Genomic DNA, 26,486 nt, shown 5'->3' on the forward strand with positions numbered 1-26,486 from the left:
CGGTTTGCAAACCCCACTTCCGATACGTTCATGGTTGCAAAAGTGGATTACGCCACGTCGGCTGGGTCGTGAGTGGCAAATCGTGTTCTAACCCGAATCGCCACTCACCACCCGCTCGACCCACCACGAGCGTGCCGCGAAAGCCACTTTCGGGACACGTGACGTCCCGAAAGTGGCTTTCGCGACGTGGTCGAGACGCAGCGCCTCGTGAGTGGTTGCTGAAGGACTCTTTCCCCTCATCAGACGCGGTGAAAGCTCCCTTCACCGCGTCGCATGCGGTGAAGGGCCCCTTCAGCCCGGCTCGGGCGGCTGACGTGACAATCATCGGAGCTCCACCTCCGCGCCGCGGTACAGCGGTCCCACCAGCAGGCTCCCCCAGTTCGGCACCTGGTCCGGCGTCGTGCCCATCGCCGGCGACACGAGCAGGTCGATCAGCCGTTGTTCGTCCGGCGTGTTCACCACCGAGCCGCCCGCGTTCCCGCCCGCCGGAATGGTCCCGTTCGAGGGCAGCCTTCCGTCCGGGTCACGCGGAGGAGCGGGCTTCGAGGACCCGTCGTCGATCGCGCCGTCCGGCGGATACTGCGGCCAGCGGCCCGGCGGCGGAACCTCCGGATAACACCTCGGGCCACGTTTGTCGTTGTACTTGGGCTCGTCGACGCCGGGCAGGTATTTGCCGCGGCTCGGCGTGAACTCGATGGTCACCCGGCTGACCTCGGGATGTGCGGTGCCCTTGCCGAACGCGAGTTCCGCGCGGGGCACCGACCCGGCGAGCTGCTTGAGCAGGCACGGGTACTCCGGCGCGTACTTCGCGAGGACGTCCAGCGTGGGCTGGAGGTTGGTGGTGAGGCGGATCAGGTTGTCCTGGTTCACTTTCAGGAAGCTCGTCAGGTCGAGCGACGCGGCGGTCACGGTCGAGTAGACGTCGGCGAGCCCGCGCTGGCTCTCGACGAGCGTCTTGCTCGTGGTGGTCAGATCCGACAACGCGGCCAGCAGATCCGGCGCGGCCTTGTCGTAGATCTCGGCGGCGTCGGCCAGCCCGGAGATGTCGGCCTTGAGGTCGGGCAGCGACGGGTTCACCTTCCCGAGATAGTCCGAAAGTCCCGCCATCGTCGCGCCGAGCTGCTTGCCCTGACCGTCCAAAGCGGACGCGACGGCGTTCAGCGTGCTGGCCATCTTCTCCGGCTGGACGGCCTGCAGCAACGGCATCACGTTCCCGAGCACGGTTTCCAGCTCGATCGCGCTGCTGCTGCGGTCCTGCGGGATGACGTCGCCCTCGCCGATGTGCCGCTCGGGCCGCTCGGGGATCTGCAAGGCGACATATCGCTCACCGAACAACGTCTTCGGCAGCAGCCTCGCGGACACGTTCGACGGGATGACCTTGGTCTTGTCCGGTTGCAGCGCCAGGTCCATCGTCGCGTGGTCACCGTGGGCCTGGATCGACCGCACCTCACCGACGACCATCCCGCGCACCTTGACGTCCGCGCCCTCGCGCATCTGGTTGCCGATGCGGTCGGTCTCCAGTTTCACCAGGGTCACCGTGGTGAAGGCCTTCTGGTAGAAGGCGATGGTCGTGACGAAGAACAGCACGACCACCACGAGGAAGACCAGCCCCAGCACCTGATGCCGGAGCCGCCGCAGCAAAATCCCCCTGTTCACCCGGAAATCCTCACCGTCGTCGTCGCGCCCCAGATCGCGAGGCTCAGGAAGAAGTCGAGAACCGAGATCAGCACGATCGACGTCCGCACCGCGCGGCCGACGGCGATCCCCACCCCGGCGGGCCCACCGCTGGCGGTATAGCCGTAATAGCAATGGGAAAGGATGACGAGCACGCTGAAGATGATCACCTTGACGAACGACCAGAGCACGTCCTCGGGCGGCAGGAACAGCGTGAAGTAATGGTCGTAGGTGCCCGCCGACTGGCCGTAGAGCCAGATGGTGATCTGCCGCGAGGCCAGATAGGACGAGAGCAGGCCGACGGCGTAGAGCGGGATGACCGCGCTGACCCCGGCGATCACCCGCGTCGTCACGAGGTAGGGCAGGCTCGGCACACCCATCACTTCGAGCGCGTCGATCTCCTCGGAGATCTTCATCGCGCCGAGCTGCGCGGTGAACCCGCAGCCGACGGTGGCCGAGAGCGCGAGCCCCGCCGAAAGCGGCGCGACCTCGCGGGTGTTGAAGTAGGCGGAGATGAACCCGGTCAGCGCGGCCGTGCCGAGCTGGTTCAGCGCCGAGTAGCCCTGCATGCCGACGATGAGCCCGGTGAACAGCGTCATCCCGATCATCACGCCGAGCGTCCCGCCGATCACCGCGAGCGCACCGGTGCCGAAGCTGACTTCGGTCAGCAGCCGGAAGATCTCGCGGCCGTAGCGCCGGATCGTGCGCGGTGCCCAGGCCAGCGCCCGGAAGTAGAACGACAGCTGGCCGCCGAAGCCTTCCATCATCGCGCCGGGACGCGCGATGATCTCGAGCGTCCGGTCCGAAACAGCGGGTTCGCTCGCCATGTCACATCGCCTTCGGCGGCACGATCCGCAGGTAGATCGCGGTCAGCACGACGTTGATCAGGAACAGCAGCAGGAACGTGATGACCACGGCCTGGTTCACCGCGTCGCCGACGCCCTTCGGCCCGCCCGCCGGGTTCAGCCCGCGGAAGGCCGCGACCACCCCGGCGACGAAACCGTAGAGGAGCGCCTTGATCTCGCTGACCCACAGGTCCGGCACCTGCGCGAGCGCGTTGAAGCTGGCGAGGTACGCGCCCGGGGTGCCGCCCTGCATGACGACGTTGAAGAAGTAGCCGCCGAGCACGCCGACGACGCTGACCAAACCGTTCAGCAGCACCGAAACCACGATGGCGGCCAGGACCCGGGGCACGATCAGGCGCTGGATCGGGTTGACCCCGAGGACCTCCATCGCGTCGATCTCTTCGCGGATCTTGCGGGCGCCGATGTCTGCACAGACCGCGCTGCCGCCCGCGCCCGCCACCAGCAGCGCGGTGATCAGCGGGCTCGCCTGCTGCACGATCGCGAGCGCGCTCGCCGCGCCGGTGAACGACTGCGCGCCGATCTGCTGGGTCAGCGATCCGAGTTGCAGGGCGATGACCGCGCCGAACGGGATCGCCACCAGCGCCGTCGGCAGGATGGTGACGCTGGCGAAGAACCAGCACTGCTGGATCCATTCGCGGAATTGGAACGGGCGTTTGAAGATCGCCCGCAGGACCTCCCACGACAGGGTCGCGAGCCTGCCGACCTGTGTGAGCGCACCCATACCCGGGACGGACACCGTCGCTCCCACAGAACCTCCCAGTCGCCTGCCCGAGTTTCTACTCCACCTGTCAACGCCCCATTGCGTCGGCGGTGTTCACCTTGCTCTCGGCACCTCCGCGCTAAATCTTGAGGGCGTGCGTCGCGGTCGCGCCGCCGTCGGCGACGAACTCCGAGCCCGTGCTGTACGAACTGTCGTCACTGGCCAGGAACAGCACGAGTTTCGCGATGTCCTCCGGCCGCCCGACGCGGCCCAAGGCGACCTTCTTGCCAACCCACGACATGTCGATCTTCTGCCCACCGGCCGCCGCGGCGACCATCGGCGTGTCGATCGCGCCGGGATGGACCGAATTGACCCGGATGTTCTTCGCGCCGAGTTCGAGCGCGGCGACCTTGGTCATCCCGCGGATCGCGAACTTGCTCGCGGTGTAGGCGACGAGATACGGCATCCCGGCGAGTCCTTCCACAGAGGACACGTTGACGATGGAGCCGCCTCCGGCCCCGGTCATCGGTTCAACGACCGAGCGCATGCCGAGAAACGCCCCGATCTGATTGACCCGCATGACGCGTTCGTAGTCGGCGAGCGTGGTCTTCCCGAGTTCCGAGAAGTGCAGGATGCCGGCGTTGTTGACCAGCACCGTCGGCGGCCCGAACTCGGACCGCGTCCGCTGGATCGCGGCGTCCCATTCGGCCTCGTCACCGACGTCGAGATGCTGGTAGACGGCCGTTTCGCCGAGTTCGGCGGCGAGTTTCTTGCCGTCGAGGTCGTTGATGTCGGCGATCACCACGCGCGCGCCCTCGGCGACGAACAGCCGCGCGGCCGCCTCGCCTTGCCCGCGGGCACCGCCGGTGATCAGGGCTACCTTGCCGTCGAGCCTGCCCATCGTCATCTCCTCACGGCAGCGACATGATTTCGGATGCGGAGAACATGCGTTCCGGGTCGCGGTCGGCGAAGTAGCCGCCCACGCTTCCGGCGAGCTCGTCGACCGTCCAGGTCCCGTTGACCGTGTCGAACCGCTGCTCCACCGACGGCGGCCGCATGAGCGCGACCATCCCGCCGTAGACGAGGAAGACCTGACCGTTGACGCGGTCGGACTCGGGCGAGCAGAGGAAGGAGACGAACGGCGCGACGTGGTCGACCGAAAGCGGGTCGATCCCTTCCGGCGCGTCGGCGCCGAAGACGGCTTCGGTCATCGCGGTGCGGGCGCGCGGGCAGATCGCGTTGGCGCGGACGCCGTAGCGGGAAAGGCCGCGCGCGGTGGAGACGGTGAGCGCGGCGATGCCCGCCTTGGCCGCGCCGTAGTTCGGCTGGCCGGGGGCGCCGAGCAGGAACGACTCCGACGCGGTGTTGACCACGCGGCCGTACACCGGCGCGCCGTCCACTTTGGACTTTTCACGCCAGTACGCCCCGGCGTTGCGGGAAAGCAGGAAGTGCCCGCGAAGGTGGACCCGAAGCACCGTGTCCCATTCTTCGTCGGACATCGAGAAGAGCATCCGGTCGCGCAGCACGCCCGCGTTGTTGACCAGGACGTGGAGTCCGCCGAAGTGGTCGACGGCGGCGGAGAGCAGCGCGTCCGCGGTCGAGGACTCCGACACGTCGCCGGTGACCGCGACGGCCTTGCCGCCTTCGGCCTCGATCTCGTCGGCGACCACCTGCGCGGCGGTCGACACGTCGTTGACCACCACCGACGCCCCCGCCGCGGCCAGCGCCAGCGCCTCGGCCCGGCCGAGTCCCGCGCCGGCCCCGGTCACGATGGCCGTCTTGCCGTCCAAACTCACTCCAGGCCTCCTTGCCTCTCCGCACACACTAGAATCTGTTCTCGCTACATGCAAGGTCCAAATTAACGGTGCTAACCGCGTATGAGCAGGGCGTTTTTCGGACAGCTCGCTACGGCTTGAGTAACACGTTCTACTTGATTCTGCGGAACTTCGGCCGATTCGAGGACAAGCTCCTCGTCGTCGTCGAGATCGAAGACCTCGGGCGCGAAGCCGACACAGATCGCGTTCGCCTCGCAGAGCGAGCGATCGACGTCGATCTCCATATTCCCTCCTCGCCGCCACACCTGGTACAACTAGAACAGGTTCTACCCTACCGCCGCGAGCGGCCATGGCACCAGTAACGAGCACCGACGGCAGAGGTGACGGATGCGGATCGACTACACGCCGGAGCAACGGGCACTGGCCGGGGAACTCCGGGAGTACTTCGCCGGACTGATGACCCCCGAACGCCGTGAAGCCCTGGCCGACGACGGCGGCGAGTACGGCGACGGATTGGTGTACAAGGAAATCGTCCGGGACCTGGGCAGTGCGGGCTGGCTCGCGATCGGCTGGCCCCGCGAGTACGGCGGGCAGGACCGGCCGATGCTCGATCAGCTCATCTTCACCGACGAAGCGGCCGCGGCGGGGGTGCCCGTCCCGTTCCTCACGGTGAACACCGTCGGGCCGACGATCATGCGGTACGGCACCGAAGAACAGAAGGCGTTCTACCTGCCGAAGATCGCCGCCGGCGAGCTGCACTTCGCGATCGGCTACTCAGAGCCGGGCGCGGGCACCGACCTGGCGTCCCTGCGCACTCGCGCGGTCCGCGACGGCGACGACTACGTCATCAACGGCCAGAAGATGTGGACGAGCCTGATCGAGTACGCCGACTACATCTGGCTGGCCGCCCGCACCGACCCCGAGGCCCGCAAGCACAAGGGCCTGAGCATGCTGATCGTGCCGACGTCGGCGCCCGGTTTCTCCTGGACGAAGGTGCGCACGGTCGCCGGGCCCGGCACGAGCGCGACCTACTACGACGACGTGCGCGTGCCGGTGACCTCGCGGGTCGCCGGGGAGAACGAGGGCTGGCCGCTCATCACGAACCAGCTCAACCACGAACGGGTCGCGCTGACCTCGGCCGCGCCGATCCAGACGTCGTTGCGCGACGTGCGGACCTGGGCGCAGACGACCAAGCTGCCCGACGGCTCCCGCGTCATCGACCAGCCGTGGGTCCGGCTGCACCTGGCGCGGATCCACACGCACGCCGAGTACCTGAAACTGCGGAACTGGCGGATCGCCTGGGCGGCCGCGAGCAGCGACCTCGGCCCGGCGGAGGCTTCGGCGACCAAGGTGTTCGGCACGGAGTTCGCGACCGAGGCGTACCGGCTGATGATGGAGATCCTGGGTGCCGGCGCCGTGGTCCGCGAGGGCTCCCCCGGTGCCCTGCTGCGCGGCCGGATCGAACGGCTGCACCGTTCGTCGCTGATCCTCACCTTCGGCGGCGGCACCAACGAGATCCAGCGGGACATGATCGCCGCGACCGCCCTCGGCCTGCCCGTCACGCGCTAGGAGACACGATGGACTTCACGCTCACCGAAGCGCAGCAGGATCTCGCGTCGCTCACGCGCCGGATCCTGACGGACAAGGTCACGCCCGACGTGCTGGGGCCGCACGGTTCCGGCGGGTTCGACGCTCCACTGTGGACTTCCCTGGCCCAGGCCGGAGTGATCGACGCCGCCCTGCCACAGTCGGTCGGCGGCGGCGGGTTCGGGCCGCTGGAGCAGTGTTCGGTACTGGCCGAGATCGGCCGCGCGGTCGCGCCGGTCCCCTATCTCACGTCGGTCGTGATGGGCGCCGCGGCGGTCGCCGAATTCGGTGACGGGCGGCTTGCCGAGCGCTGGGTCGTCCCGGTGCTGCGCGGCGACCACGTCCTCGCGGTGGCGCTGCCGGACTACGGCGTGCCGTGCGGGTTCACCGCCGAGGCCGACGGCGACGGCTGGCGGCTGACCGGCGCGCAGACCGCGGTGGCCTCGGGCGCGTTCGCGCACGGGTTCCTCGTCGAAGCCGCCATCGACGGCGGCCGTCAGGTGTTCCTGCTGGACCGGGACGCGGTGACCGTCTCGGCGCAGCGGACCGTCGACCACGCCGACGCGGCGCTCGTCGAACTGTCCGGTGCCAAGGCCGAGGTCTCCTTGGGCGACATCGGCGAATGGCTGCGTCTGCGCGGCACGATCGGTGCCTGCGCGCAGCAGCTCGGCGTCGTCGAGCGGGCACTGGAGCTGACCGCGGAGTACGCGCGGGAACGCAAGCAGTTCGACCACCTCATCGGGAGCTTCCAGGCGGTGCGGCAGCGGCTCGCCGACGCCTACGTCGACGTCGAAGCCGTCCGGCTGACGTTGTGGCAGGCCGTCTGGCGGCTGAGCGAGGGCCTGCCGTCGGCCGAAGAGGTCGCGACGGCGAAGTTCTGGGCGGCGGAGGCGGGTCACCGCGTGGCGCACACCGCCGTGCACATCCACGGCGGGGTCGGCATCGACGTCGACCACACGCTGCACCGCTACTTCGTCGCGGCGAAACGGCTCGAGTTCACCTGGGGTGGCGCGACCGCGCAGCTGCGAGGTCTCGGCGACCTCCTGGCCGCGGACCCGGCATGACCCCCACGGTCACGGAGCTCCTGCTCGCCAGAGCGGAGGACCGCTCGACCGGGCTGCTGTTCGAGGACCGGCGATGGACCTGGGCCGAACACGTCCGGGCCTGCGCCGGACACGCGGCCGCGCTGAACGGGATCCTGCGGCCCGGCGGGCATTTCGGGCTGCTGGCCGACAACATCCCCGAGTTCTCGTTCCTGCTCGGCGGTGCCGCGCTCTCGGGGCACGTGCTGGTCGGCTTGAACCCGACTCGCCGGGGCGCGGCGCTGGCCCGCGACGTCACGCTGGCCGACTGCGAGCTCGTGTTCGCCGAGGAGAAGTACCTTCCCCTGCTGTCCGAGGCAGGCGTCCCGGTGCGGCCGCTGAGCGAGCTCGAACCCTCGCCCGAGACGGTCGTTCCCGTGGCCGCGAAGCCCGAAGACCTGCTCATGCTGATCTTCACCTCCGGCACCAGCGGCGATCCGAAGGCCGTCCGGTGCACCCACGACAAGGTCGCCTACCCCGGCGAGATGCTGGCCTCCCGCTTCGGTCTGTCCACAGAGGACACCGCGTACGTGGCGATGCCGATGTTCCATTCCAACGCCATCATGGCGGGCTGGTCGGTCGGGCTCTCCTCGGGCGCGGGGATCGCGCTGCGGCGCCGGTTCTCCGCCTCCGGTTTCCTTCCCGACGTCCGGAAGTTCGGGGCGACCTACGCCAACTACGTCGGCAAGCCGCTGTCCTACGTGCTCACCACTCCCGAGCGGGACGACGACGCCGACAACCCGCTGAAACTGGTCTACGGCAACGAAGGCGCGGAGGCCGACCTCGCCGTTTTCGCCAAGCGCTTCGGCTGTCACGTGGTCGACGCGTTCGGCTCGACCGAGGGCGGCGTGAACTTCGGCCGGGACGCCACCACCCCGCCCGGCTCACTCGGCCGGCTGCTCGACGGCGTCGCCGTACTCGATCCGGAGACCGGGGAACCCTGTCCCCCGGCGGAATTCGACGCGGCCGGGAAGCTGCTCAACGCCGCCGAGGCGGTCGGCGAACTGGTCAACACCGGCGGGCCGGGCTTCTTCGCCGGGTACTACGGCGATCCGGCCGCCGAAGCCGACCGGATGCGCGACGGGATGTACCACACCGGCGACCTGGCCTACCTCGACGCGGACGGCTACTGCTACTTCGCGGGACGGCTCGGCGACTGGCTTCGCGTCGACGGCGAGAACCTCGGCACCGCCCCGATCGAACGCGCGCTCCTGCGGCATCCCGCCGTCCGCGAAGCCGCCGTGTACGCGGTGCCGGATCCGCGCGTGGGCGACCAGGTGATGGCCGCGCTGGTCTGCCGGTCTCCGGTCGACGCCGGTGAGCTCGCCGCTTTCGTCGCGGCGCAAGGCGACCTCGGGCCGAAACAGCGCCCTCGGTTCGTTCGGGTGATCGAAGAGCTGCCACGCACGGCGACGCACAAGGTGCTCAAACGGGAACTGGCCGCGGACGGCGCCGGAGACGCCTGGGAGCTCCGCTACCCCCGGGACTGATCCCAGGGTCGGCACCGGTGATCTTCCCGATGCCCGGACAGCTGATCGCTCCCTAAGTTCGTTGCCATGAAACGAATTCCACAGAGGATGGGTGTACTGGCCACGGCTCTCGCCCTCCCCGCCGTCCTTCTCGCACCGACCGCTTCGGCGGCCCCTGTCCGCTTGAGCCTGCCGGCGCCGACCGGCCCGTACGCGGTCGGCAGTACCGACCTGCACCTGATCGACCACTCCCGCCAGGACCCGTGGGTTCCCGGCACCGTCAGGGAACTGATGGTCACCGTGCGGTACCCGGCTCTGCCGAGCGGGAAACCGAAGGCGCCGTACATGGCGCCGGGAGTCGCGAAGGTCGTGGCCGAGGGCGACGCCGTCGAACTGGGCGTCGAGGCGGACACCCTCGACTACCGCTTTCCCACGAATTCCCGGCTCGGCGCGCCCGCCATCGTCGGGAAGCGGCCTGTCGTGCTGTATTCACCCGGCGGCACCTTGTCCCGTTCGCACGGCACCGTCCTGCAGGAACAGCTCGCGAGTGAGGGGTACGTCGTCGTGGCGATCAACCACACCCACGAGGCGGAAGCGGTCGAGTTCCCCGGTGGACGCGTCGAGAAGAAAGCCCTGCCGCCGTCGAGCGTCGAGGTGTCGAAGCGCGTGATGGAGACCCGTGTCCAGGACACGCGGTTCGTCCTCGACAGGCTTCGGCTTTCCCGGGTCGGCATGTTCGGCCACTCCGCGGGCGGGTTCACCGCGGGCGAGACGATGGTGGAGGACCCGCGCGTCGTCGCCGGGGCGGATCTCGACGGCAGCATGGCGCACTCGCAGTCGCGGCGGATCTTCGGCCGCGTCGCCGACGAAGGTCTCGACCGGCCGTTCCTGCTGATGAGCGCGGGTGACCACAGCGCGGCGTCGGACGCGTCCTGGCAGGAGTTCCAGCGCAACCAGCGCGGCTGGACCCGCGAGACGCGCCTGCCGGACGGCGAGCACTTCAGCTTCACCGACTACCAGACCCTGTTGCCCCAGCTGGGCAACGCCCCGGCCGCGTTCGTCGGCACCATCGACCCGGCGCGGAGCGTCGCGGTTCAGCGAGCCGAACTGAGCGCGTTCTTCGACAGGTACCTGCGTCACCGAAGCAGCGACACGAGCGTCCGCTTCCTGCTAAACAAGGGGACAGACGTCAGAAGGGAGGACAGCGATGACCACCGAGGAGATCATCACGTCGCTGGAACGCGCCTGGAACGCCGGTGACGGTGAGGCGTGGGCCGCGAACTTCGCCGAGGACGTGGATTTCGTCGACGTCGTCGGCCGCATCCAGCGCGGCCGCGCGACGATCGCCCGCGAAAGCCAGAAGATCTTCGACACCATCTACCGGGGCAGCAGGCTGGAACTCCGCCAGGTGTCGAGCCGCCCGCTCGGCGGCGGATTCGACCTCGTGCACTCCGAGACGGTGATGTCCATCCCGGCGGGTCCCCTCGCCGGGGAGCAGCGCGCGGTGCAGACGATGCTCGTCCACGACGGGCGGGTCGCCGCCTTCCACAACACGATCAAGGGTGATATAGCGTCGTTCACCGGCCACGACCCGGATCTCGCCGCTCGCTCGCCCCAGGAGTGGGATTCCTGACCGGCGCCGTTCCCGGCAGACTGACGGTGTGACGCGCCTGAGGAAGCACTGGCGGACACCGGCGAGTTCGGGGTGTGGCCGGTGCTGAGCGGGGCGTCGGCGGTGCTGTTCGCCTTCCCGTCACGGCGGCGTTCGGGATCCTCGCGCCACTGGCCGTGAGCGTGTTCGGCGTGGTGCTGCCCGGACTCAAGCAGGGGCGTTGATCGGCCTCAGCCGTCGCGGTCCGGTGTCGGGGCGGGTCGGCGGCGGGCCCAGCACGATCCGGGCGTTGGCGACGAAGGCGCCGTCCGGCGAGGCCAGGATCGGGTCGAGCGTCATCGAGCGGACCTCGGGGTTGTCCTCGGCGAGCGCCGCGACGCGCAGCACCATGTCCTGGAGCGCGGCCAGATCCGCCGGTTCGTCACCGCGGTACCCGGTGAGCAACGGCGAGGTCCGCGGTTCGCGCAGCAGGGTGGCGGCGTCGACGTCGGTGAGCGGGACGGCGCGGTAGGCCCGGTCCCCCAGCAGCGTGCTGACCAGCCCGGAGAGCCCGAACGACACGAGCGAACCGAACGACGGGTCGTCCTGCAGCCCGATCACGCACGACAGGCCCTTGGGCGCCATCCGCTGGACGTAGACCTCGTCGTCGCCGGAGATCTCGCGCAGATCGAGGTACGCCCGGCGCACACCGTCCGAAGAGGACAGATCGAGCCGCACCCCGGCGAGGTCCGGCCTGCCGCGCAGCCGCTCGTCGACTGCCTTGAGGGTGACCGGGAACCCGAGGTCCTCGGCCGCTTTCACCGCCTCTTCCGCGGAGGTCACGACCTGGAACGGGACGACGTCGATGCCGTAGCAGCCCAGGAGCCGGACCACGTCGTCGTCCGACAGCAGCGTCGTCTTGCCGTCCTCGCCCGCCAGGAGTTCACCGACGATGACCTGTGCCTGTTCGGCGTGCAGACCGGCGGGCCGCACCAGGTTGCCCTGCGGTCGCTGCCGCCACGCGGCGTAGCGCACGACTCGCGCCAGCGCGTTCACCGCGCGTTCGGGGCTGGGGTACGACGGGACCGAACCCCGCGTCGGCACGCCGTCCTCGGACAGCACGGCCAATTCGTCCGGGACACCCTCGACGGCGAGGAAGGTCGACACGATCGGCTTGTTCTTGTCCATCTCGACGACGGCTTCCCGCAGCGCGCGGGCGTACGCGGTGCCCGGGATCGCGAGCGGGGGCACGAAGACCACCACGAGCGCGTCGGTCTCCGGGGAGTTGAGGGCTTCGCGCACGGCGGCGGCGAATTCCTCCGGGCTCGCCTGCGGCCCGACGTCGACCGGGTCCGAGGTCAGCCGGAGACCGTGCGCCCGCGCGGTGTCGGCGGCGAGCAACCCGATGGCGCTGGAGTTGCCCACGATGGCGATCCGCGGCCCGGCGGGCAGCGGCTGGTGGGCGAAGACCAGGGCGGTGTCGAAGAGTTGCGCGAGCGTGTCGACGCGGACGACGCCCGCCTGCTCGAACAGGGCCTGGACGCTGGACTCGTCGACCTCCGCCGAGGTCGCGGCGAGCTGCGGGCGGACCGCGTGCCTGCCGGATTTCACCGCCACGACCGGTTTCGTCCGCGCCAGCCGCCGGGCGAGCCGCGCGAACTTGCGCGGGTTGCCGAACGATTCCAGGTACAGCAGGACGAGGTCGGTCGCCGGGTCGGTCTCCCAGTACTGGAGCAGGTCGTTGCCGGAGACGTCGGCCCGGTTGCCCGCCGAGACGAACGTCGAAAGCCCGAGGCCGCGTGCCTCGGCGTCGGCGAGGATCGCGGTGCCCAGCGCGCCGGACTGGCAGAAGAACCCGGTGTGGCCGCGGGCGGGCAGGCGGGGTGCGAGGGTGGCGTTGAGCCGGACCGAGGCGTCGGTGTTGAGCACGCCCAGCGCGTTCGGGCCGACGACGCGCATCCCGTGCGCCCTGGCTTCCCCGACCAGCCTCAGCTCGGCGTGCAGCCCGTGCGGTCCGGCTTCGGCGAACCCGCCGGAGACGATCAAGAGAGTCTTGACGCCCTTGGCCAGCGCACCGTCCAAAACGGACTCGACGGCCTCGGCCGGGACGGCCACCACCGCGAGGTCGACGGCGTCGGGAATGTCCACGACGGACGGATACGCGCGGACGCCGCGCACGGACTTGTGCTCGGGGTTGACCGGGTAGACGGTGCCGGCGAAGTCGGCGCTCAGCAGGTTCGTGAGGGCGACGTAGCCGATCTTCGTCGGGTCGGTGGACGCGCCGATCACCGCGACGGACTTCGGATGCAGCAGGTTGTGCACGCTGCGCGCCTCGGCGGCCTGCTCCCGGGACCGGGCGACCGCGAGGGACTCCTCGGTCGGGTCGATGTCGAATTCCAGATGGAGCACGCCCTCTTCGATCTCGCGGCTGACCTGGTAGCCCGCGTCGCGGAACACGCGGACCATCGCCGCGTTCTCGGCGAGCACTTCGGCGACGAAACGGCGCAGCCCGGATTCCGAAGCGGCGGCGGCCAGGTGTTCCAGCAGGATCGACCCGAGCCCGCGGCCCTGGTGGGCGTCGTCGACGACGAACGCGACCTCGGCCGACGGCCCTTGGTCGAGCCGCTCGTAGCGGCCGACCGCGACGATGTCGTCGCCCAGCAGCGCGACGAAGGCGACCCTGTCGTGGTGGTCGACGACGGAGAACCGTTCGAGGTCCCGCTGCGGGATCCGCGGATAGGCGCCGAAGTACCGGAAGTACCGGGTGCGTTCGGACAACCGGCCGTGGAAGGCGACGAGGCCTTCGGCGTCGCTGGGGATCACCGGGCGCAGGTGCACCGTGCCGCCGTCGGAGAGCAGGACGTCGGCCTCCCACTCGCGCGGGAAGTCGTACGGGTCGCGCTTGGCATCCGCGGTGTTTCCAGTGGCCATGTCAGTCCCTCGGATCGTCCGGATCGAGGCCGTGCAGCGGGAAGATCGCGCGGCGGGTGTCGCGGATGGCGATGTCGACCGGTTCGTCCGCCCCGTCCCCCCACGGGACGAAGGTGGTGTCACGGCCGTCGGACATGCCGGGCGGGATCTCGGCTTTCGGCGCCGCCCGGGAGATCGACGCGACCCAGTCCGGCGGCAACGCCGTCGCCGGGTCGACGTCGCGATCGAGCACGGTGGCGAGCAGATGGGTCCAGGACCGCGGCACCACCCGGATCAGCTGGTAACCCCCGCCGCCCACGGCGATCCAGCGGCCACCGGCGTGCGCTTCGGACAGTTCCCGCAGCCGCCGGTAGATGGCGCGATGACCGTCCACCGAGAGCGAGAGATCCGCCAGCGGGTCTTCCTCGTGCGAGTCGACGCCGCACTGGGTGACGAGGATCTGCGGCTGGAACTGCTCCAGCAGCGACGGCACCACCGCCTCGAACGCCCTCAGCCAGCCGCCGTCGCGGGTACCGGGCGGCAGCGGGAGATTGACGGCGGTGCCCTCGGCCCCGCCCTTGCCGATCTCCGCCGAATAGCCCGTGCCCGGCCACAGCGTGAACGGGTGCTGGTGCAGCGAAACGGTCAGCACCCGGGGGTCGTCGTAGAACGCCGTCTGCACGCCGTCGCCGTGGTGGACGTCGGTGTCGACGTAGGCCACGCGGTCGAAGCCGTGGTCCAGCAGCCACGAGATCGCCACCGAGCAGTCGTTGTAGACGCAGAAGCCCGACGCCTTGCCCGGCATCGCGTGGTGCAGCCCGCCGGCGATGTTCACCGCCCTGGTCGCCTCGCCGTCGGCGATCTTGCGCGCGGCCAGCAGCGTCGAGCCGACGACCAGCGCGGAAGCCTCGTGCATGCCGGTGAAAACCGGGTTGTCCTCGGTGCCGAGCCCGTGCGCGAAATCGGCACCGGTCATCGGCGCCCGCCGCACGGCCTCGATGTACTCGTCCAGGTGGACACGGCGCAGCTCGTCTTCGCCCGCGGCGTCGGGGACGAGCAGCTCGACCCCGTCGAGCACGCCGAGTCCGGTGGCGAGCCGGATGGTCAGTTCGAGCCGCACCGGGTTGAACGGATGCTCGCCGCCGAGGTCGTAACCCAGCAGCGAGGAGTCCCATACGACGGCCGGTGCTCGCATGGTGCGAACTCTAGTGCCCGATCGCGGCCAGTGCCCCCGTTCCAGACGCCGCGGGTCAGCCGGGGAGGTCCCCCGTGGCCACCGGGCGCTCCGGATCGCGGGACCAGTGCGACCACGAACCCGCGTACAGCGCCGCGGGCTCCGGGTGACCGGAGACCTCGAGCGCGAGCACGACGGACGACGCGGTGACGCCCGATCCACAGTAGACACCGACCGGCGTCTCCGGTGTCACGCCGAATCCTTCGAACCGCTCGGCCAGTTCCGAGGCGTCGCGCCAGCGGCCGTCCTCCGCGAGATGCCCGGAGAAGGGGGCGTTGACCGCGCCGGGGATGTGCCCGGCGCGGGGGTCGATCGGCTCGGTCTCCCCCGCGTACCTCGGCTTCGCCCTGGCGTCGAAGAGCAGCCCGTCCCTGGCGAGCGTGGCGGCCCCGGTCGCGTCCAGCACCGGCATGCCACCGGGTTCGACGACGAGGTCCCCTTCCTCGGGCGAGGGGACCTCGGTGGTGAGCGGGCGCTCTTCCTCGGCCCAGGCGGCGAACCCGCCGTCCAGCACGGCGACCTCGGCGTGCCCGGCCCAGCGCAGCAGCCACCACGCCCGGGCCGCGACCGACCCGTCGGAGTCGTCGTAGACCACGACCGGGTGCCCGGCGCGGACCCCCGCCGCCCTCAGATGCCGCTGCAGGGTCTCCGCTTCGGGCAGCGGATGACGTCCGCCGTCACCCGGCTCTCCGGCGAGCGCCTTGTCGAGGTCGACGTACACCGCTCCCGGGAGATGCGCCTCACGATAGGAATCGGCGCCGGGCGGGCCCGCGAGCCGCCAGCGGACGTCGAGGACTACGGAGCGTGCAGAATCCGGGCCGGAGAGCTGCGCGGCGAGTTCGCTGGTGGTGATCATGGGGCGCATGCGGCCATCTTCCCGCGACTGACGGCTCCGCGCCCAGCTTGGGGGACTTTTCCCGGCACGGCGCTTGTTGTCCCCACGCCTGCGTCGCTGTCAGTGCCAGCGACTACGATGAGCAACGCGGACGAAGGGGACAGCGTGAACGATCTCATCGACACCACAGAGATGTACTTGCGTACGATCTACGAGCTCGAAGAAGAAGGTGTCGTCCCGCTGCGGGCCCGGATCGCGGAGCGGCTGCAGCAGAGCGGCCCGACCGTGAGCCAGACCGTCGCGCGGATGGAACGGGACGGGCTGGTCGTCGTCGCGGACGACAGGCACCTCCAGCTGACCGAGCACGGGCGCGAGCTCGCCATCGCGGTCATGCGCAAGCACCGGCTGGCCGAGCGCCTCCTGGTCGATGTCATCGGCCTGGAATGGGAGCACGTCCACAACGAGGCCTGCCGCTGGGAACACGTGATGAGCGAGGCCGTCGAGCGCAAGCTGGTCAAGCTGCTCGACCACCCCACCACCTCGCCCTACGGCAACCCGATCCCGGGACTGGACAAGCTCGGCGACGGCGATCCCGCCCCGCCGGCCGAAGCCGACCTCGTGCGGCTCGACGAATTCGCCCGGATGGGTGGCGGCGAAGTCGAGATCCGCCGCATCGCCGAGCACGTTCAGCTGGACGAGACGCTGATGACCGAGCTCAAGTCGGTCGGCATCGTGCCCGGCAGCCGGGTCAAGGTCGGCAAGGCGGCTCCCGGCGGGACCATCGAGGTCACCGGTGGCAGCAACACCGCCCTGGTGGCCACTTCGGCCCTGCACGCCGTGCTGGCGCAGGCCCGGTGAGCGCCGCGTCCGACGCCGCGGCGACCTTCCGGACCCTCCACGGCCGGGCTCCGGCCGGGGTCTGGTCGGCGCCTGGCAGGGTGAACCTGATCGGCGAGCACACCGACTACAACGACGGGTTCGTGCTGCCGTTCGCCCTCCCGCACCGGCTCGCCGCCGCGGCGACCCCGCGCGAGGACGGCGTGCTCACCGTGGCCACGCTCGGCTCGGACGGCCGGGTCCAGGAATCGGGCCCGCTCACCATCGGCGATCTGAAGCCCGGCTCGGTCGAGGGGTGGGCCGCGTACCCGGCGGGTGTCGCCTGGGTGCTGCGAGACCAGGGCCTCGGCGCCGGCGCGGACGTGGCGATCGCGGGGGACGTGCCCTCGGGGGCGGGACTGTCCTCCTCCCACGCTCTCGAATGCGCTGTCGCTCTCGCCCTCCTCGGGCTGGCGGGCATCACCCCGGGGACCGGCGCGGGGGCGCCGAGCCTGCACGAGGTGGCCCGCTGGGTGCAGCGTTCGGAGAACGACTTCGTCGGGGCGCCGACCGGCCTGCTCGATCAGACCGCGTCCCTGTGCTGCACGGAATCGAACGTGCTTTTCCTCGACGTCCGTTCCGGCGAGCTGGAACAGGTGCCGTTCCCGCTGGAGGAGTCCGGCGTCCGGATCCTGATCATGGACACCCGCACGAAGCACTCGCACGCCGAGGGCGGCTACGGCGAACGCCGGCGGGGCTGTGAACGCGCCGCGGAACTGCTCGAAGTGAAAGCGCTGAGGGACATCGGCGTCGACGGGCTCGACACCGCGCTCGCGAAGCTGCCGGACGAGCTGGTGCCGCTGGTGCGCCACGTGGTGACGGAGAACCAGCGGGTCCTCGACACCGTGGACCTGCTGCGCGCCGGCCGGATCACCGAGATCGGCCCCCAGCTGGACGCCTCGCACGTCAGCATGCGCGACGACTACCGGATCTCCACCCGCGAACTCGACCTCGCCGTCGATTCGGCCCGCGAGGCCGGGGCGCTCGGCGCGCGGATGACCGGCGGCGGTTTCGGCGGCTCGGCGATCGCCCTCGTCCGGGAGTCCGATGTGGACGTCGTCGGACGCGCGGTGAAGGCGGCGTACGAGGCGGCGGATCTGCGCCACCCCAGGCTTTTCACCGCGGTGCCCTCGCGCGGCGCGGGCCGCGACGAGCTGTAGGGCTCGCGGTCGCGAGACCCCCGGGCGTGCCGTGTGCCCGGGGGCGAGGACACTGGGCCGCGACCGGATCCGCAGTAGAAAGGCGCCAACGTGACCGACGAACCGACCAAGACCCTGAAGCTGATGGTGACGGGCGGAGCCGGTTATGTGGGCAGTGTCTGCGCGGCCCGTCTCATCGAGGCCGGGCACGACGTCACCGTGGTCGACGACCTCTCCACCGGGCACGCCGACGCGGTGCACCCGGACGCCACCTTCATCGAGGGTGACGCCGCCGAGGTCGCTCGGCGCCTCCTCGGCGACGGTTTCGACGGCGTCCTGCACTTCGCCGCCAAGTCGCTGGTCGGCGAGTCGATGACGGATCCGGCGAAGTACTGGGAGGGCAACGTCCTGACCACGCTTCGCCTGCTCGAAGCGATGCGCGACCACGGCACGAAGCGGCTGGTGTTCTCCTCCACCGCGGCCACCTACGGCGAGCCCGAGTCCTCCCCCATCCCGGAGACGGCGCCGACGCGGCCGACGAACACCTACGGCGCGACGAAGCTGGCCATCGACCACGCGATCACCTCGTTCTCTCGTGCCCACGGCATCGCCGCCGTCAGCCTGCGCTACTTCAACGTCGCCGGCGCCTACGGCTCCTTCGGCGAGCGGCACACCACCGAAACCCACCTGATCCCCCTCGTGCTCCAGGTCGCCACCGGGGACCGCGAGCGGATCCAGGTCTTCGGTGACGACTACCCGACGGCGGACGGCACCGCCATCCGCGACTACATCCACGTGGTCGACCTCGCCGACGCGCACCTGCTGGCCCTGCAGCACGCCGTCGACGGCGAGCACCGCATCTACAACCTCGGCAGCGGCACCGGCTTCTCCGTGCTCGAGGTGATCGAGGCGTGCCGCCGCACCACCGGTCACGAGATCCCCGCCGCGGTCGCGCCGCGCCGCGAGGGTGACCCGTCGGTGCTGGTGGCCTCCAGCGAGCGGGCGGGCGAAGAACTCGGCTGGAAGCCGGAGCGCACCGACCTCGACGGCATCGTGGCCGACGCGTGGGCGTTCACTCAGTCCCGCCAGGCGGTCTGAGCCAGAACGCGGGCGGCTCTTCGTCCTGTCGCCGCAGCACCATTTCGGCCACTTCGGACGGAGGCAGCATCCCGTCCAGAGCGGCTGTCAGCAGTCTGACCATCCGGTGTTCCGGATCGACTTCGCGGGCCCTGGCCAGCGCCATGTTGGCGATGGTCAGGTCACCGCGGACGTAGGCCGCGTGCCCCTTCAGGCACAGTGCCTCGGCGGATTCCGGTTCGGGCAGCTCGCGTGCGAGACGGAGCCAGAGGTCCTCCGCGGCGCGCGCCAAGGGTGAGCCCACAGGGGCCGCGGTGAGCAGGCAGGCGTCCCGGACCTCGACGAGGGAGAGCGCCCACGCCAGCCGGACGGCCTGCTCGTCGGTGATCACCTCGTCGCCCCGCCCGGCACGGGCCAGCGCGGCGCTCACCTCGGCGAGCCCCGCCTCGACGAGGTCGTCCTTTCCCCAGGGCGGATCGGCCATCCTGCTCAGGATGTCGCCACGGCGCGCGAGCGTCTCCGGTGGACCGGCCGCGAAAAGGCGCTCCAGATCCGCCCTGCTCTCGTGGGTGACCTGGCCTTCGCTGGTGGTGACCGCGGCGGCCATCGACTTGCGAGGGTCGGGCAGGACGCCGCCGCAGTCCGTGTCGCGATAGCACCGCCATCGCGCGCCCTCGGTGATGGACGGTGCCCACAGCGAGTGCAACAACGGGATGCCATATTCGGCGAGCGAGGATTCCAGGCGACGGAGGAAACGGCGGCGAGGTGGCCGCCCGGACGGGTTCGGGGAACCGCCGCCGACGACGGCCACCGTGGCACCGGTGTGATCGGTGACGGCGAGCCGGACAGCGAGGTCTCGCGCCTGGTCTCTCTCCAGGCCGGGCGGTGGAAGGTCCACGCGCATCGTGAGGCCTTGGCTCTTGCGGTCCGGCCCCTTCTGCCCGAAGACGACGACGGAGTTCTCGGGGTGGAACCCGAGGATGTACGGGATCGCGGCGAGCAGGTCCGCCGGATCCTTCAGATCGACCTTGGTCCTGCCGGTCGTGGTGGTTGTGGTCATGCCCCCACCCTGCGGCGGGAATGGGGCCGCTGGGTGGGGGCGGGACACATCTGTGGACAGCCGGGACCGTTGTGGACAACCGCCACCGGGACCGGCCCCGGGGGCGCCGGATTGTCGGTGGGGTGATCTACAGTGCCCGGCCCCGCGGGGTCAGTCGCAGTGTTCGAACGGGCTCTCGTAGGCGTTCGCCCCGACCGAGCCGCCCCACTTGACGCAGGTCGAGGCGGCCGTCTTCTTCACGGGTCCGGCGTAGTAGGTGAAGCTGCCGGAGTCGGTGGTGCGAGCCGAACCTTGGACTTCGAGGAAGGCCGACACCGGCGACGCGGTGCCGAGCGAAACCGCCTTCAACGTGGTCACGCAGTTGGACTTGGTCGAAGCGTTGTAGAGCAGGTACGCGGTGCCGGAGCCACCGGCGAGCGCCTGCGAGTCGACGACGGAGAACCCGCTGCCGCACACCTCGGTGGCCTCGTACGGGTTGCCGCCGCACGAGTTCTTGCTGGTGAAGTTGGTGTGGCCGTAGTAAGGCACCGCGACGCCGTTCAGCTTCGCCTTCTGGGCGACACCGTTGAGCCGCTCTTCGAAGTGCAGGTGCGGACCGGTCACACCGCCGGTGGCGCCTGCCGTGCCGAGCTGCTTGCCGAGGCTGACGGCCTGGCCGACCGACACCGACTGCGTCGAAAGGTGCGCGTACCGGGTGGTCCAGCCGCCGCCGTGGTCGACCTCGACCCAGCGCCCATAGCTCGTGCTGCCTTCGTTGGCGACCCGGCTGACGGTGCCGCCCGCCGCGGCCACCACCGGCATCCCGGTGATCCCCGACTTCTGGAAGTCGACCGAGTTGGCCGGGCTGTGCCCGCTGAACGTGGCGGCCGTGACCGTGACACCGCATTTGAACGGGACCTGGAAGTTCGGGGCGGCCGACGCCTGCGTCGTACCGGCGAGGGTCAGGCCGAGCGCGGGGACGACAGCCGCCGCGGCGAGCACTGCGAAGCGGCGCAACCTGGACATGGAGACCTCCATCGGGTGGGGAAGCCGGACTCGCCGAGCAAAGCCGGAGGAAATACATTTTCCATACAAGCGCGAGGTCCGGTCGGCATTTTCCCCGAAAACGCCGGATGCCACGCCCCGGGCGGGACGTGGCATCCGGAGGACGGACGGACTCAGCCGAAGGCGGCGCGCAGCGCGGGCTTGCCTCCCGCCACCGGCAGCACCAGCGAAGTCCGGTTCAGCTCGACCGAGACACCCGCGCCCGGCTTCGGCCGGAGCGTGTAGTCGTGGTCGCTGGAGGCCACCAGGAACTCGATCTTGTGCCCGGCCGCGAGCAGGTAGTCCTTCGCGACCAGTTCCACCTCGACCTTGTAGTTCTCACCAGGGGTGATCGGGTCGGTCTTGGCGGGGTCGCGCCGGTTCTGCGGGTCGGTCCAGCCGCGGGTGATCACCTTCGCCGACCCGTTCGGGGCCCGGTCGACGAGCACCGCCGTCACGTTCGCGGCCGGCTTGTCGAAGGACAGTGAGAGGTCGGCCTTCACCGTGCCGGAGAGGCGGACGGGCTGGCTCGCCGCGGTGGTCGAGTACAGCAGCCGGTTGCCCGACGAGGCCGCGTTGGCGAGCTGTTCGACGGTCTTGCTCGCGTCGTCGGCCAGCTTCTCGACGGTGGCCTTGCCCGGCACGGGGTTGCGGGTGTCGAGCTTGCCCTTCGAGGAGCCACCGGGCCACGGGTAGAGCTTCACGTCCTGGGTGCCGGGAAGCGGCCACTCGGGCTCGTCCACCCACGACTTGTCCTCGCGCTGGATGGTGGCCTTCGGCTCGCGCTCGATGCCGTTGTCGATGCCGTAGAGGTAGTGCGACATCCACTTGTTCAGCGTGGTGAGCCAGACGTCGCGGCGGAGGCTCATCGGGTCGGCGTGCCCGGCCTGGTGCAGCCAGATCTTGTGCTCGACGCCGTGCGCCTTGAGCATTTCGTACCAGCGGGTGCCCTGGTCGGTCTTGACGTTCCAGTCGCCGAGGCCGTGCACCACGAGCACCGACGCGCGCACCTTGCTCACGTCGTTGCGGTAGTTGCGCACGTCCCAGAAGGGGCTGTAGTCACCGGTCACCCGGTCCTGGTCGACGGCGATCTTGTCGATGAGGGGACGGCAGACGGCGCGATCCTGACGGGTGTGGACGTAGTCCGCGAGCACGTCGGCGTCCTCGCCCTGGAAACCGCCGGCCGCGACGACGGCGCCGTCGTTGCGGTAGTAGTCGTACCAGCTGGAGATGGCCGCGATCGGGACGATCGTCTCCAGTCCCTTGACGCCGGTGCTGGCCACCGCGTTGGGCAGCGTCCCGTTGTAGGAGACGCCCATCATGCCGGTCTTGCCGGTGCTCCAGTCGGCGACCGCGGCCTTGCCCGCCGCGTCACGCGCCGTCGCGCGGCCGTTCAGCCAGTCCACAATGGACTTGGCGCCGATGGTCTCGTTGACGTCGCCAGTGCTCGGGCAACCGGTGGACTGGCCGCTGCCGAGCGACTCCCCGTACACCACGGCGAAACCGCGGGCGACGAAGTAGTTCTGGTAGCTCCAGTTGATCGGCGCCGGGTTCGGGCCGACGGTCTTGGTCGCGATCTTCGGGCCCGCGGGGGCGCGCTTGGCGCCGGGCACGTACAGCTCCACGTCGACGTTGTGGTTCGCGACGTCGTTGCCGCCCGCGTAGTACGGGCTGGCCTGGTAGACGACCGGGACCTTCATGCCCTGCTGGGTCGCGCGGGGCCGCACGACCTCCGCGTGCACGAGGTCGTCCTTGCCGTCATGGTCGCTGTCGACCGGTGCGGTGACCCACACGTTCTCCCGGATGACGTCCGCCGGGTCGAACACCGGCTGCGCCTGGCCGTCCTTGAAAACCGGCGTCGGCGGCGCGTCGGCTTGAGCGGGCAGCGCCGTCGCCGGGAGGACCAGGACGGCGGTGAACAAGGCGGCGAGTCTGGCGACTCTCACGTGACCCCCAAAGGCGGGCGGGCAAGACCCAGCTGAGGTTTCCGGCCCCCCGAACGGGTGTCAAGAGACTAACGTCGGAGGCATGCCGAGCACCGTGGAAGCCCCGATCGTCGCCGTCACCGTCTATCCGCACCATGCCCGGATCACGAGGCGGGCGTCGGCACGCCTCGACGGGGAAACCCGCTTCGCCTTCGCGGGCCTGCCGTGGAACCTGGACACCGATTCGGTCCGGGTCACCGGTTCCGGACCGGCGATCATCGCCGGGGTCGACGTCACCGTCGAGCGCCACCCCGTGCCCGCGGACGCGTCGCTGCGCACACTGACCGAGCGACGGCGGACCGATCAGGCCGTGGTCGACGAGGTCGCGGACGCGGTCTCCGCGGAAACCGCGAAAGTCGATCTGCTGACCGGGCTGGCGACGCGCAGCGGGAAGAGTTTCGCGAAGGCGCTGGCCGCGGGCACGGCGGAACCGCCCCGGGTCGCGGAGGTCACCGACGCGCTCGGCACCCAACTGGCCGAGGCACTGGGGAAACGCCGAGAACTCGGCATCCGCCTCGCCCGGCTCCGTGACGACCTCAAGGCGCTGGACCGGGAGATCGAAGCGAAACAGGGGACGTCCGAAGTGGACAGCGCGACGGTCACGGTCGAGCTGGAAGGCCAGGAGGAGGGCGCGGAAATCGGGCTCGAACTGTCCTATGTGGTCGCCAACGCCAGCTGGGAACCGGGTTACGACGTCCGCGTGCGCGGGGAAGACGTCGCGGTGACCTGGTACGGGCGGATCACCCAGCACACCGGGGAGGACTGGCCGGAATGCGAGCTGGCCCTGTCGACGGCACGGCCGGCGAACACCGTGGAGGTGCCGGAACTCGAACCGTGGTTCCTCGACCGCGTGCGGCCAGTCCAGCCGCTGATGGCGCGCGCCGCGTACGGCGGAGCGTCGCCCGCGGGCGGCGGGATCCCGGAGTCGGTGGGCATGGCGGCGCCGGCCGCGCCCGCGATGGCGGTGCGGACCGCGTCCGTCGAGCAAGGCACCACCGCGGTCACCTACCGGCCGGGACGCCCGGTGGCGGTGCCCTCGGGCGCGCAGGGCCACCGCACGACGCTCGCGCAGCTGGACTTGACGGCGAAACTGGGCTACATCACCGCTCCGGCGGCGTCGCCGGAGGCGTTCCTGCGGGCGACCGTGGTCAACACCTCGGAGCACACGCTGCGGCCGGGGAAGGCGTCGGTGTTCCATGAGACGGAGTTCGTCGGCACCACGCGGCTCGACGTCTGGGCGCCGGGCGAGGAACTCGAACTCGCCCTCGGCGTGGACGACCGGATCCGCGTCGACCGCGAACTCACGCACCGCACGGCGAGCAAGGCGACGCTGTCCGGCGTCCGCAAGCGGGAGGCCGCCTACACCACCACGCTCACCAACCACAGCCCGCGCGAAGCCGTCGTGACCGTGCTGGACCAGGCGCCGGTCTCCCGGGACGACGCGATCACGGTCCGGGACGTCCGCACCGTGCCGGATCCGGTGGAGCGGACCGAGCTGGGTGAGTTCACCTGGCGGCTGACGCTCGCTCCGGGCGCGAAGGGCGTCGTGACGCTCGGATACCGAGTGGACGTCGCGAAGGGCGTGGAGCTTTCGGGGTGGCGCGAGTAGCCCCCTCAAGTGCAATGAAGGGGCCTTTCATAGCAAATTTTGCTATGAAAGGCCCCTTCATTGCACTTGAGCGAGGTGGATCAGCCCTGCGAGATGTAAGCCTCCAGCTGTTCCTGGCTCTTCTCCAGCTGTTCCATCCGCGTCTTCACGACGTCGCCGATGCTCACGATCCCCGCGAGCCTGCCGTCCACCAGGACCGGGACGTGCCGGATCCGGCGTTCGGTCATCAGGACCGACAGCTGGTCGACCGAGTCCTCGGGGGTGCAGCTGGCGACCAGTTTCGTCATGATCGCGGCCACCGATCCGTCGAGCAGCTGGGGCCCGCGCTCGTTGAGCCGGCGCACCACGTCCCGTTCGGAGACGATCCCGACGATCCCGCCCTCGGCGTCGACGACCACCAGCGCGCCGACATTGTGCTCCGCGAGTCTCTCGAGCAGTTCGGTTACGTTCGTCTCCGGCGAGACGGTCGCGACGGCCGCCCCCTTGTTCCGCAACAGATCGGAAATCCGCATACGCGCTCCTCCCGGATGGGTGACCTGAGTCACTCCAGGTTATGGCCTCACCGGCCCGCGCGAAAGTCCGGAGAGTCCGTTTCGATACCCAGCCGGGTGGCGAGCGCGCGATACGCCTCGATGATCCCCAGGCCGTAAGGGTCGTCACCCAGCGCGCCGAGGGTCCCCCGCCCGAGCTCCAAGTGGGTCTTCGCGGCCTCGTGATCACCCAGTTTGCGGTAATCCTCCGCGAGGTTCAGGTGCAGCGACGGATAGAACCCGCGCACGGCCAGGGTCGCGTGATACTCCTGGGCGCGTTCGTCGGTGAGCGAATCGGCCGCCGCGAGCGCGCGAAGGTCCCAGGAGAGTTCGTCGGCCGGGTCGTCGCAGACGTCGGCCATGTAGTGCGCGAGCGCGCACCGGTGCAGCGGGTCTCCGTCCTCGCCGATCCGCTCCCACAGCGCCGCGAACTTCTCGCGCGCGCCCGCCCGGTCACCGGAGATGTGCAGCTGGAGGCCGGTGTTGATCTCGGCCATCACGTCGTCGGTCATTTGACATCCGTAGCAGGAGCGGCCCAGGTGTTGCACGCCGACGTCGTCTTGCCGGAGAACCCGGCCTTCGCCCATTTCAGCTGGTTACGGCGGCTGCCGTGGGTGTCGCTGTCGTCGGCGCGGCCGTAGTCGGCGAGCGCCGCGTCGGCCAGCGACCTGCTGATCGAACCGCGGCCGGCGGCGGCCGCGAGGGCGAGCGCGCCGAAGCAGTTCGCCTGGAGTTCGATGCGGCGGACCAGTTCCTTGTCCGCCGGGGAGTCCTCGTCCGGCGACGACATCTTCTCCGCGGCCGCCGACAGGATCCCGCTGGAGCGCTGGACGTGGTGCCCGTATTCGTGGGCCATCGTCGCGAGGTGCCGGGACCGTTCGAGGCCCGCGTCGCCCAGCATCCACTGGGTCGGCGCGTAGATCGTGGTGTCCCCGCCGCAGTAGTAGGCGACGGCCTCGTTCTCGCTCGGCGCCTTCCCGCAGGCGCTGGTCTCGGGCAGCGTCACCTGCACGGTCGCCGTCAGGTTGGGCTCGTTCGCCTGGTCCAGCGCGGGTTTCCAGGCTTCGGCGAGACAGGAGGCGAAGGTCTTGTAGTACGTCTCCAGCTTCGCGGGGTCACGGCTGATCGACGGCAGGCGGCAGGTGACCGCGCCGAGGGCGATCCCTTCGGCCAGCAGCGGGTTCGTCTCCAGTTCCCGCACCTCCTTGGGCGCGGGCCGCGCGGTCCCGGCCGGGGCCTTGGCCCCTTCCGAGGTGAACGCGCCGGACACCGGGAGCGCCTGGCCGTCGATCTTCCGGGGTCCGCCCGCCATCGCCATCCCGGTGGTGGTCAAGGCCGCGACGATGAGCAGGCCGATCACCGCGGCGCCCGTGTTCCGGGGGCTTTCGGGACGAGGCGGCGATGGCGCGGTCATGATGTCCCCCAAACGTGCGAGCCATCAGCATACGGAGCGGGGCCGGGCCA

Annotated in this window: 24 protein-coding genes; 9 read left to right on the top strand and 15 right to left on the bottom strand. The window is 70.1% G+C overall.

From position 1 onward, the window contains the following. Positions 1 to 321 precede the first annotated feature (321 nt). The 6 genes from ACFWMR_RS26150 to ACFWMR_RS26175 all read right to left on the bottom strand — a co-directional run bounded on the left by ACFWMR_RS26150 (position 322) and on the right by ACFWMR_RS26175 (position 5,299). Positions 322 to 1,656, bottom strand: a complete 1,335-nt coding sequence (locus ACFWMR_RS26150; protein ID WP_378274385.1) for an MCE family protein — start codon at positions 1,654 to 1,656, stop codon at positions 322 to 324. Continuing rightward, entirely contained in the window at positions 1,653 to 2,501 is an 849-nt protein-coding gene (locus tag ACFWMR_RS26155) for an MlaE family ABC transporter permease (RefSeq protein WP_378380260.1), read from the bottom strand. Before ACFWMR_RS26155 ends, ACFWMR_RS26150 begins: the two co-directional genes overlap by 4 nt. Before the next feature lies 1 nt (position 2,502). Next, positions 2,503 to 3,261, bottom strand: a complete 759-nt coding sequence (locus tag ACFWMR_RS26160; RefSeq protein ID WP_093938001.1) for an MlaE family ABC transporter permease — start codon at positions 3,259 to 3,261, stop codon at positions 2,503 to 2,505. Between the two features lie 118 nt (positions 3,262 to 3,379). Then, positions 3,380 to 4,141 carry a glucose 1-dehydrogenase gene (locus tag ACFWMR_RS26165; RefSeq protein ID WP_378380261.1) on the bottom strand — a complete coding sequence of 254 codons (762 nt, stop codon included), beginning with the start codon at positions 4,139 to 4,141 and terminating at the stop codon, positions 3,380 to 3,382. A gap of 10 nt (positions 4,142 to 4,151) precedes the next feature. Beyond that, the gene (locus tag ACFWMR_RS26170; RefSeq protein WP_378380262.1) at positions 4,152 to 5,036 is read right to left on the bottom strand and encodes a 3-oxoacyl-ACP reductase; all 885 of its coding nucleotides are present in this window, start codon (positions 5,034 to 5,036) and stop codon (positions 4,152 to 4,154) included. Positions 5,037 to 5,107: 71 nt separating this feature from the next. Beyond that, on the bottom strand, positions 5,108 to 5,299 hold the full coding sequence (locus ACFWMR_RS26175) for a ferredoxin (protein ID WP_378274381.1): 192 nt from the start codon (positions 5,297 to 5,299) through the stop codon (positions 5,108 to 5,110). A gap of 103 nt (positions 5,300 to 5,402) precedes the next feature. Between ACFWMR_RS26175 and ACFWMR_RS26180 the strand changes: the two genes are divergently transcribed. From ACFWMR_RS26180 to ACFWMR_RS26200, 5 genes are all read left to right on the top strand, one after another. Further along, positions 5,403 to 6,584 (top strand): acyl-CoA dehydrogenase family protein, encoded by a 1,182-nt coding sequence (locus tag ACFWMR_RS26180; RefSeq protein ID WP_378380263.1) that lies wholly within the window; start codon positions 5,403 to 5,405, stop codon positions 6,582 to 6,584. Positions 6,585 to 6,592: 8 nt separating this feature from the next. Continuing rightward, positions 6,593 to 7,666 (top strand): acyl-CoA dehydrogenase family protein, encoded by a 1,074-nt coding sequence (locus ACFWMR_RS26185; protein ID WP_093937997.1) that lies wholly within the window; start codon positions 6,593 to 6,595, stop codon positions 7,664 to 7,666. Beyond that, positions 7,663 to 9,174: a long-chain-fatty-acid--CoA ligase gene (locus ACFWMR_RS26190; protein WP_378380264.1), complete on the top strand. Its 1,512-nt coding sequence runs from the start codon at positions 7,663 to 7,665 to the stop codon at positions 9,172 to 9,174. Before ACFWMR_RS26185 ends, ACFWMR_RS26190 begins: the two co-directional genes overlap by 4 nt. 66 nt (positions 9,175 to 9,240) lie before the next feature. Continuing rightward, a complete protein-coding gene (locus tag ACFWMR_RS26195) occupies positions 9,241 to 10,413 on the top strand; it encodes an alpha/beta hydrolase family protein (RefSeq protein WP_378380265.1) in 1,173 nt (390 codons plus the stop codon). Next, positions 10,361 to 10,786 carry an SgcJ/EcaC family oxidoreductase gene (locus tag ACFWMR_RS26200; RefSeq protein ID WP_093937994.1) on the top strand — a complete coding sequence of 142 codons (426 nt, stop codon included), beginning with the start codon at positions 10,361 to 10,363 and terminating at the stop codon, positions 10,784 to 10,786. The genes ACFWMR_RS26195 and ACFWMR_RS26200 overlap by 53 nt, the downstream gene beginning before the upstream one ends. Positions 10,787 to 10,972: 186 nt before the next feature. Here ACFWMR_RS26200 and ACFWMR_RS26205 read toward each other — a convergent pair whose 3' ends face one another. Genes ACFWMR_RS26205 through ACFWMR_RS26215 form a run of 3 tightly spaced genes read right to left on the bottom strand, consistent with a single transcriptional unit; the run spans position 10,973 to position 15,753 of the window. Beyond that, positions 10,973 to 13,675, bottom strand: coding sequence for a bifunctional acetate--CoA ligase family protein/GNAT family N-acetyltransferase (locus ACFWMR_RS26205; RefSeq protein WP_378274376.1), 2,703 nt, complete (start codon positions 13,673 to 13,675; stop codon positions 10,973 to 10,975). Between the two features lies 1 nt (position 13,676). Continuing rightward, positions 13,677 to 14,849: an acetoin utilization protein AcuC gene (locus tag ACFWMR_RS26210; protein WP_093937992.1), complete on the bottom strand. Its 1,173-nt coding sequence runs from the start codon at positions 14,847 to 14,849 to the stop codon at positions 13,677 to 13,679. Positions 14,850 to 14,904: 55 nt separating this feature from the next. Continuing rightward, positions 14,905 to 15,753, bottom strand: a complete 849-nt coding sequence (locus ACFWMR_RS26215; RefSeq protein ID WP_378380266.1) for a sulfurtransferase — start codon at positions 15,751 to 15,753, stop codon at positions 14,905 to 14,907. Between the two features lie 108 nt (positions 15,754 to 15,861). Between ACFWMR_RS26215 and ACFWMR_RS26220 the strand changes: the two genes are divergently transcribed. The 3 genes from ACFWMR_RS26220 to galE all read left to right on the top strand — a co-directional run bounded on the left by ACFWMR_RS26220 (position 15,862) and on the right by galE (position 18,836). After that, positions 15,862 to 16,581, top strand: a complete 720-nt coding sequence (locus ACFWMR_RS26220; protein ID WP_093937990.1) for a metal-dependent transcriptional regulator — start codon at positions 15,862 to 15,864, stop codon at positions 16,579 to 16,581. After that, on the top strand, positions 16,578 to 17,759 hold the full coding sequence (gene galK / locus ACFWMR_RS26225; protein ID WP_378380267.1) for a galactokinase: 1,182 nt from the start codon (positions 16,578 to 16,580) through the stop codon (positions 17,757 to 17,759). The genes ACFWMR_RS26220 and galK overlap by 4 nt, the downstream gene beginning before the upstream one ends. 123 nt (positions 17,760 to 17,882) lie before the next feature. Beyond that, complete coding sequence (gene galE, locus ACFWMR_RS26230) at positions 17,883 to 18,836, top strand: UDP-glucose 4-epimerase GalE (protein WP_093938038.1); 954 nt, start codon at positions 17,883 to 17,885, stop codon at positions 18,834 to 18,836. On the opposite strand, the gene ACFWMR_RS26235 is transcribed toward galE, so the two are convergent. The 3 genes from ACFWMR_RS26235 to ACFWMR_RS26245 all read right to left on the bottom strand — a co-directional run bounded on the left by ACFWMR_RS26235 (position 18,811) and on the right by ACFWMR_RS26245 (position 22,844). Next, positions 18,811 to 19,875, bottom strand: a complete 1,065-nt coding sequence (locus tag ACFWMR_RS26235; protein ID WP_378380268.1) for a DUF4192 domain-containing protein — start codon at positions 19,873 to 19,875, stop codon at positions 18,811 to 18,813. The genes galE and ACFWMR_RS26235 overlap by 26 nt on opposite strands. Before the next feature lie 150 nt (positions 19,876 to 20,025). Further along, positions 20,026 to 20,880, bottom strand: a complete 855-nt coding sequence (locus ACFWMR_RS26240) for a M23 family metallopeptidase (RefSeq protein ID WP_093937987.1) — start codon at positions 20,878 to 20,880, stop codon at positions 20,026 to 20,028. 152 nt (positions 20,881 to 21,032) lie between these two features. Continuing rightward, complete coding sequence (locus tag ACFWMR_RS26245; protein WP_378380269.1) at positions 21,033 to 22,844, bottom strand: Xaa-Pro dipeptidyl-peptidase; 1,812 nt, start codon at positions 22,842 to 22,844, stop codon at positions 21,033 to 21,035. Between the two features lie 82 nt (positions 22,845 to 22,926). Here ACFWMR_RS26245 and ACFWMR_RS26250 point away from each other — a divergent pair, with 82 nt between their 5' ends. Next, on the top strand, positions 22,927 to 24,492 hold the full coding sequence (locus tag ACFWMR_RS26250; protein ID WP_378380270.1) for a DUF4139 domain-containing protein: 1,566 nt from the start codon (positions 22,927 to 22,929) through the stop codon (positions 24,490 to 24,492). A gap of 80 nt (positions 24,493 to 24,572) precedes the next feature. On the opposite strand, the gene ACFWMR_RS26255 is transcribed toward ACFWMR_RS26250, so the two are convergent. From ACFWMR_RS26255 to ACFWMR_RS26265, 3 genes are read right to left on the bottom strand one after another with little or no spacing between them, the layout of a single operon-like run. After that, entirely contained in the window at positions 24,573 to 25,004 is a 432-nt protein-coding gene (locus ACFWMR_RS26255) for a CBS domain-containing protein (RefSeq protein ID WP_378275358.1), read from the bottom strand. 47 nt (positions 25,005 to 25,051) lie between these two features. Beyond that, on the bottom strand, positions 25,052 to 25,534 hold the full coding sequence (locus ACFWMR_RS26260) for a hypothetical protein (RefSeq protein ID WP_378275357.1): 483 nt from the start codon (positions 25,532 to 25,534) through the stop codon (positions 25,052 to 25,054). Then, positions 25,531 to 26,436 (bottom strand): neutral zinc metallopeptidase, encoded by a 906-nt coding sequence (locus ACFWMR_RS26265; protein ID WP_378380271.1) that lies wholly within the window; start codon positions 26,434 to 26,436, stop codon positions 25,531 to 25,533. The genes ACFWMR_RS26260 and ACFWMR_RS26265 overlap by 4 nt, the downstream gene beginning before the upstream one ends. Positions 26,437 to 26,486: the final 50 nt, after the last annotated feature.

Origin of the sequence: Amycolatopsis thailandensis, assembly GCF_042723255.1 — a bacterium.
Classification (GTDB): Bacteria; Actinomycetota; Actinomycetes; order Mycobacteriales; family Pseudonocardiaceae; genus Amycolatopsis; species Amycolatopsis thailandensis.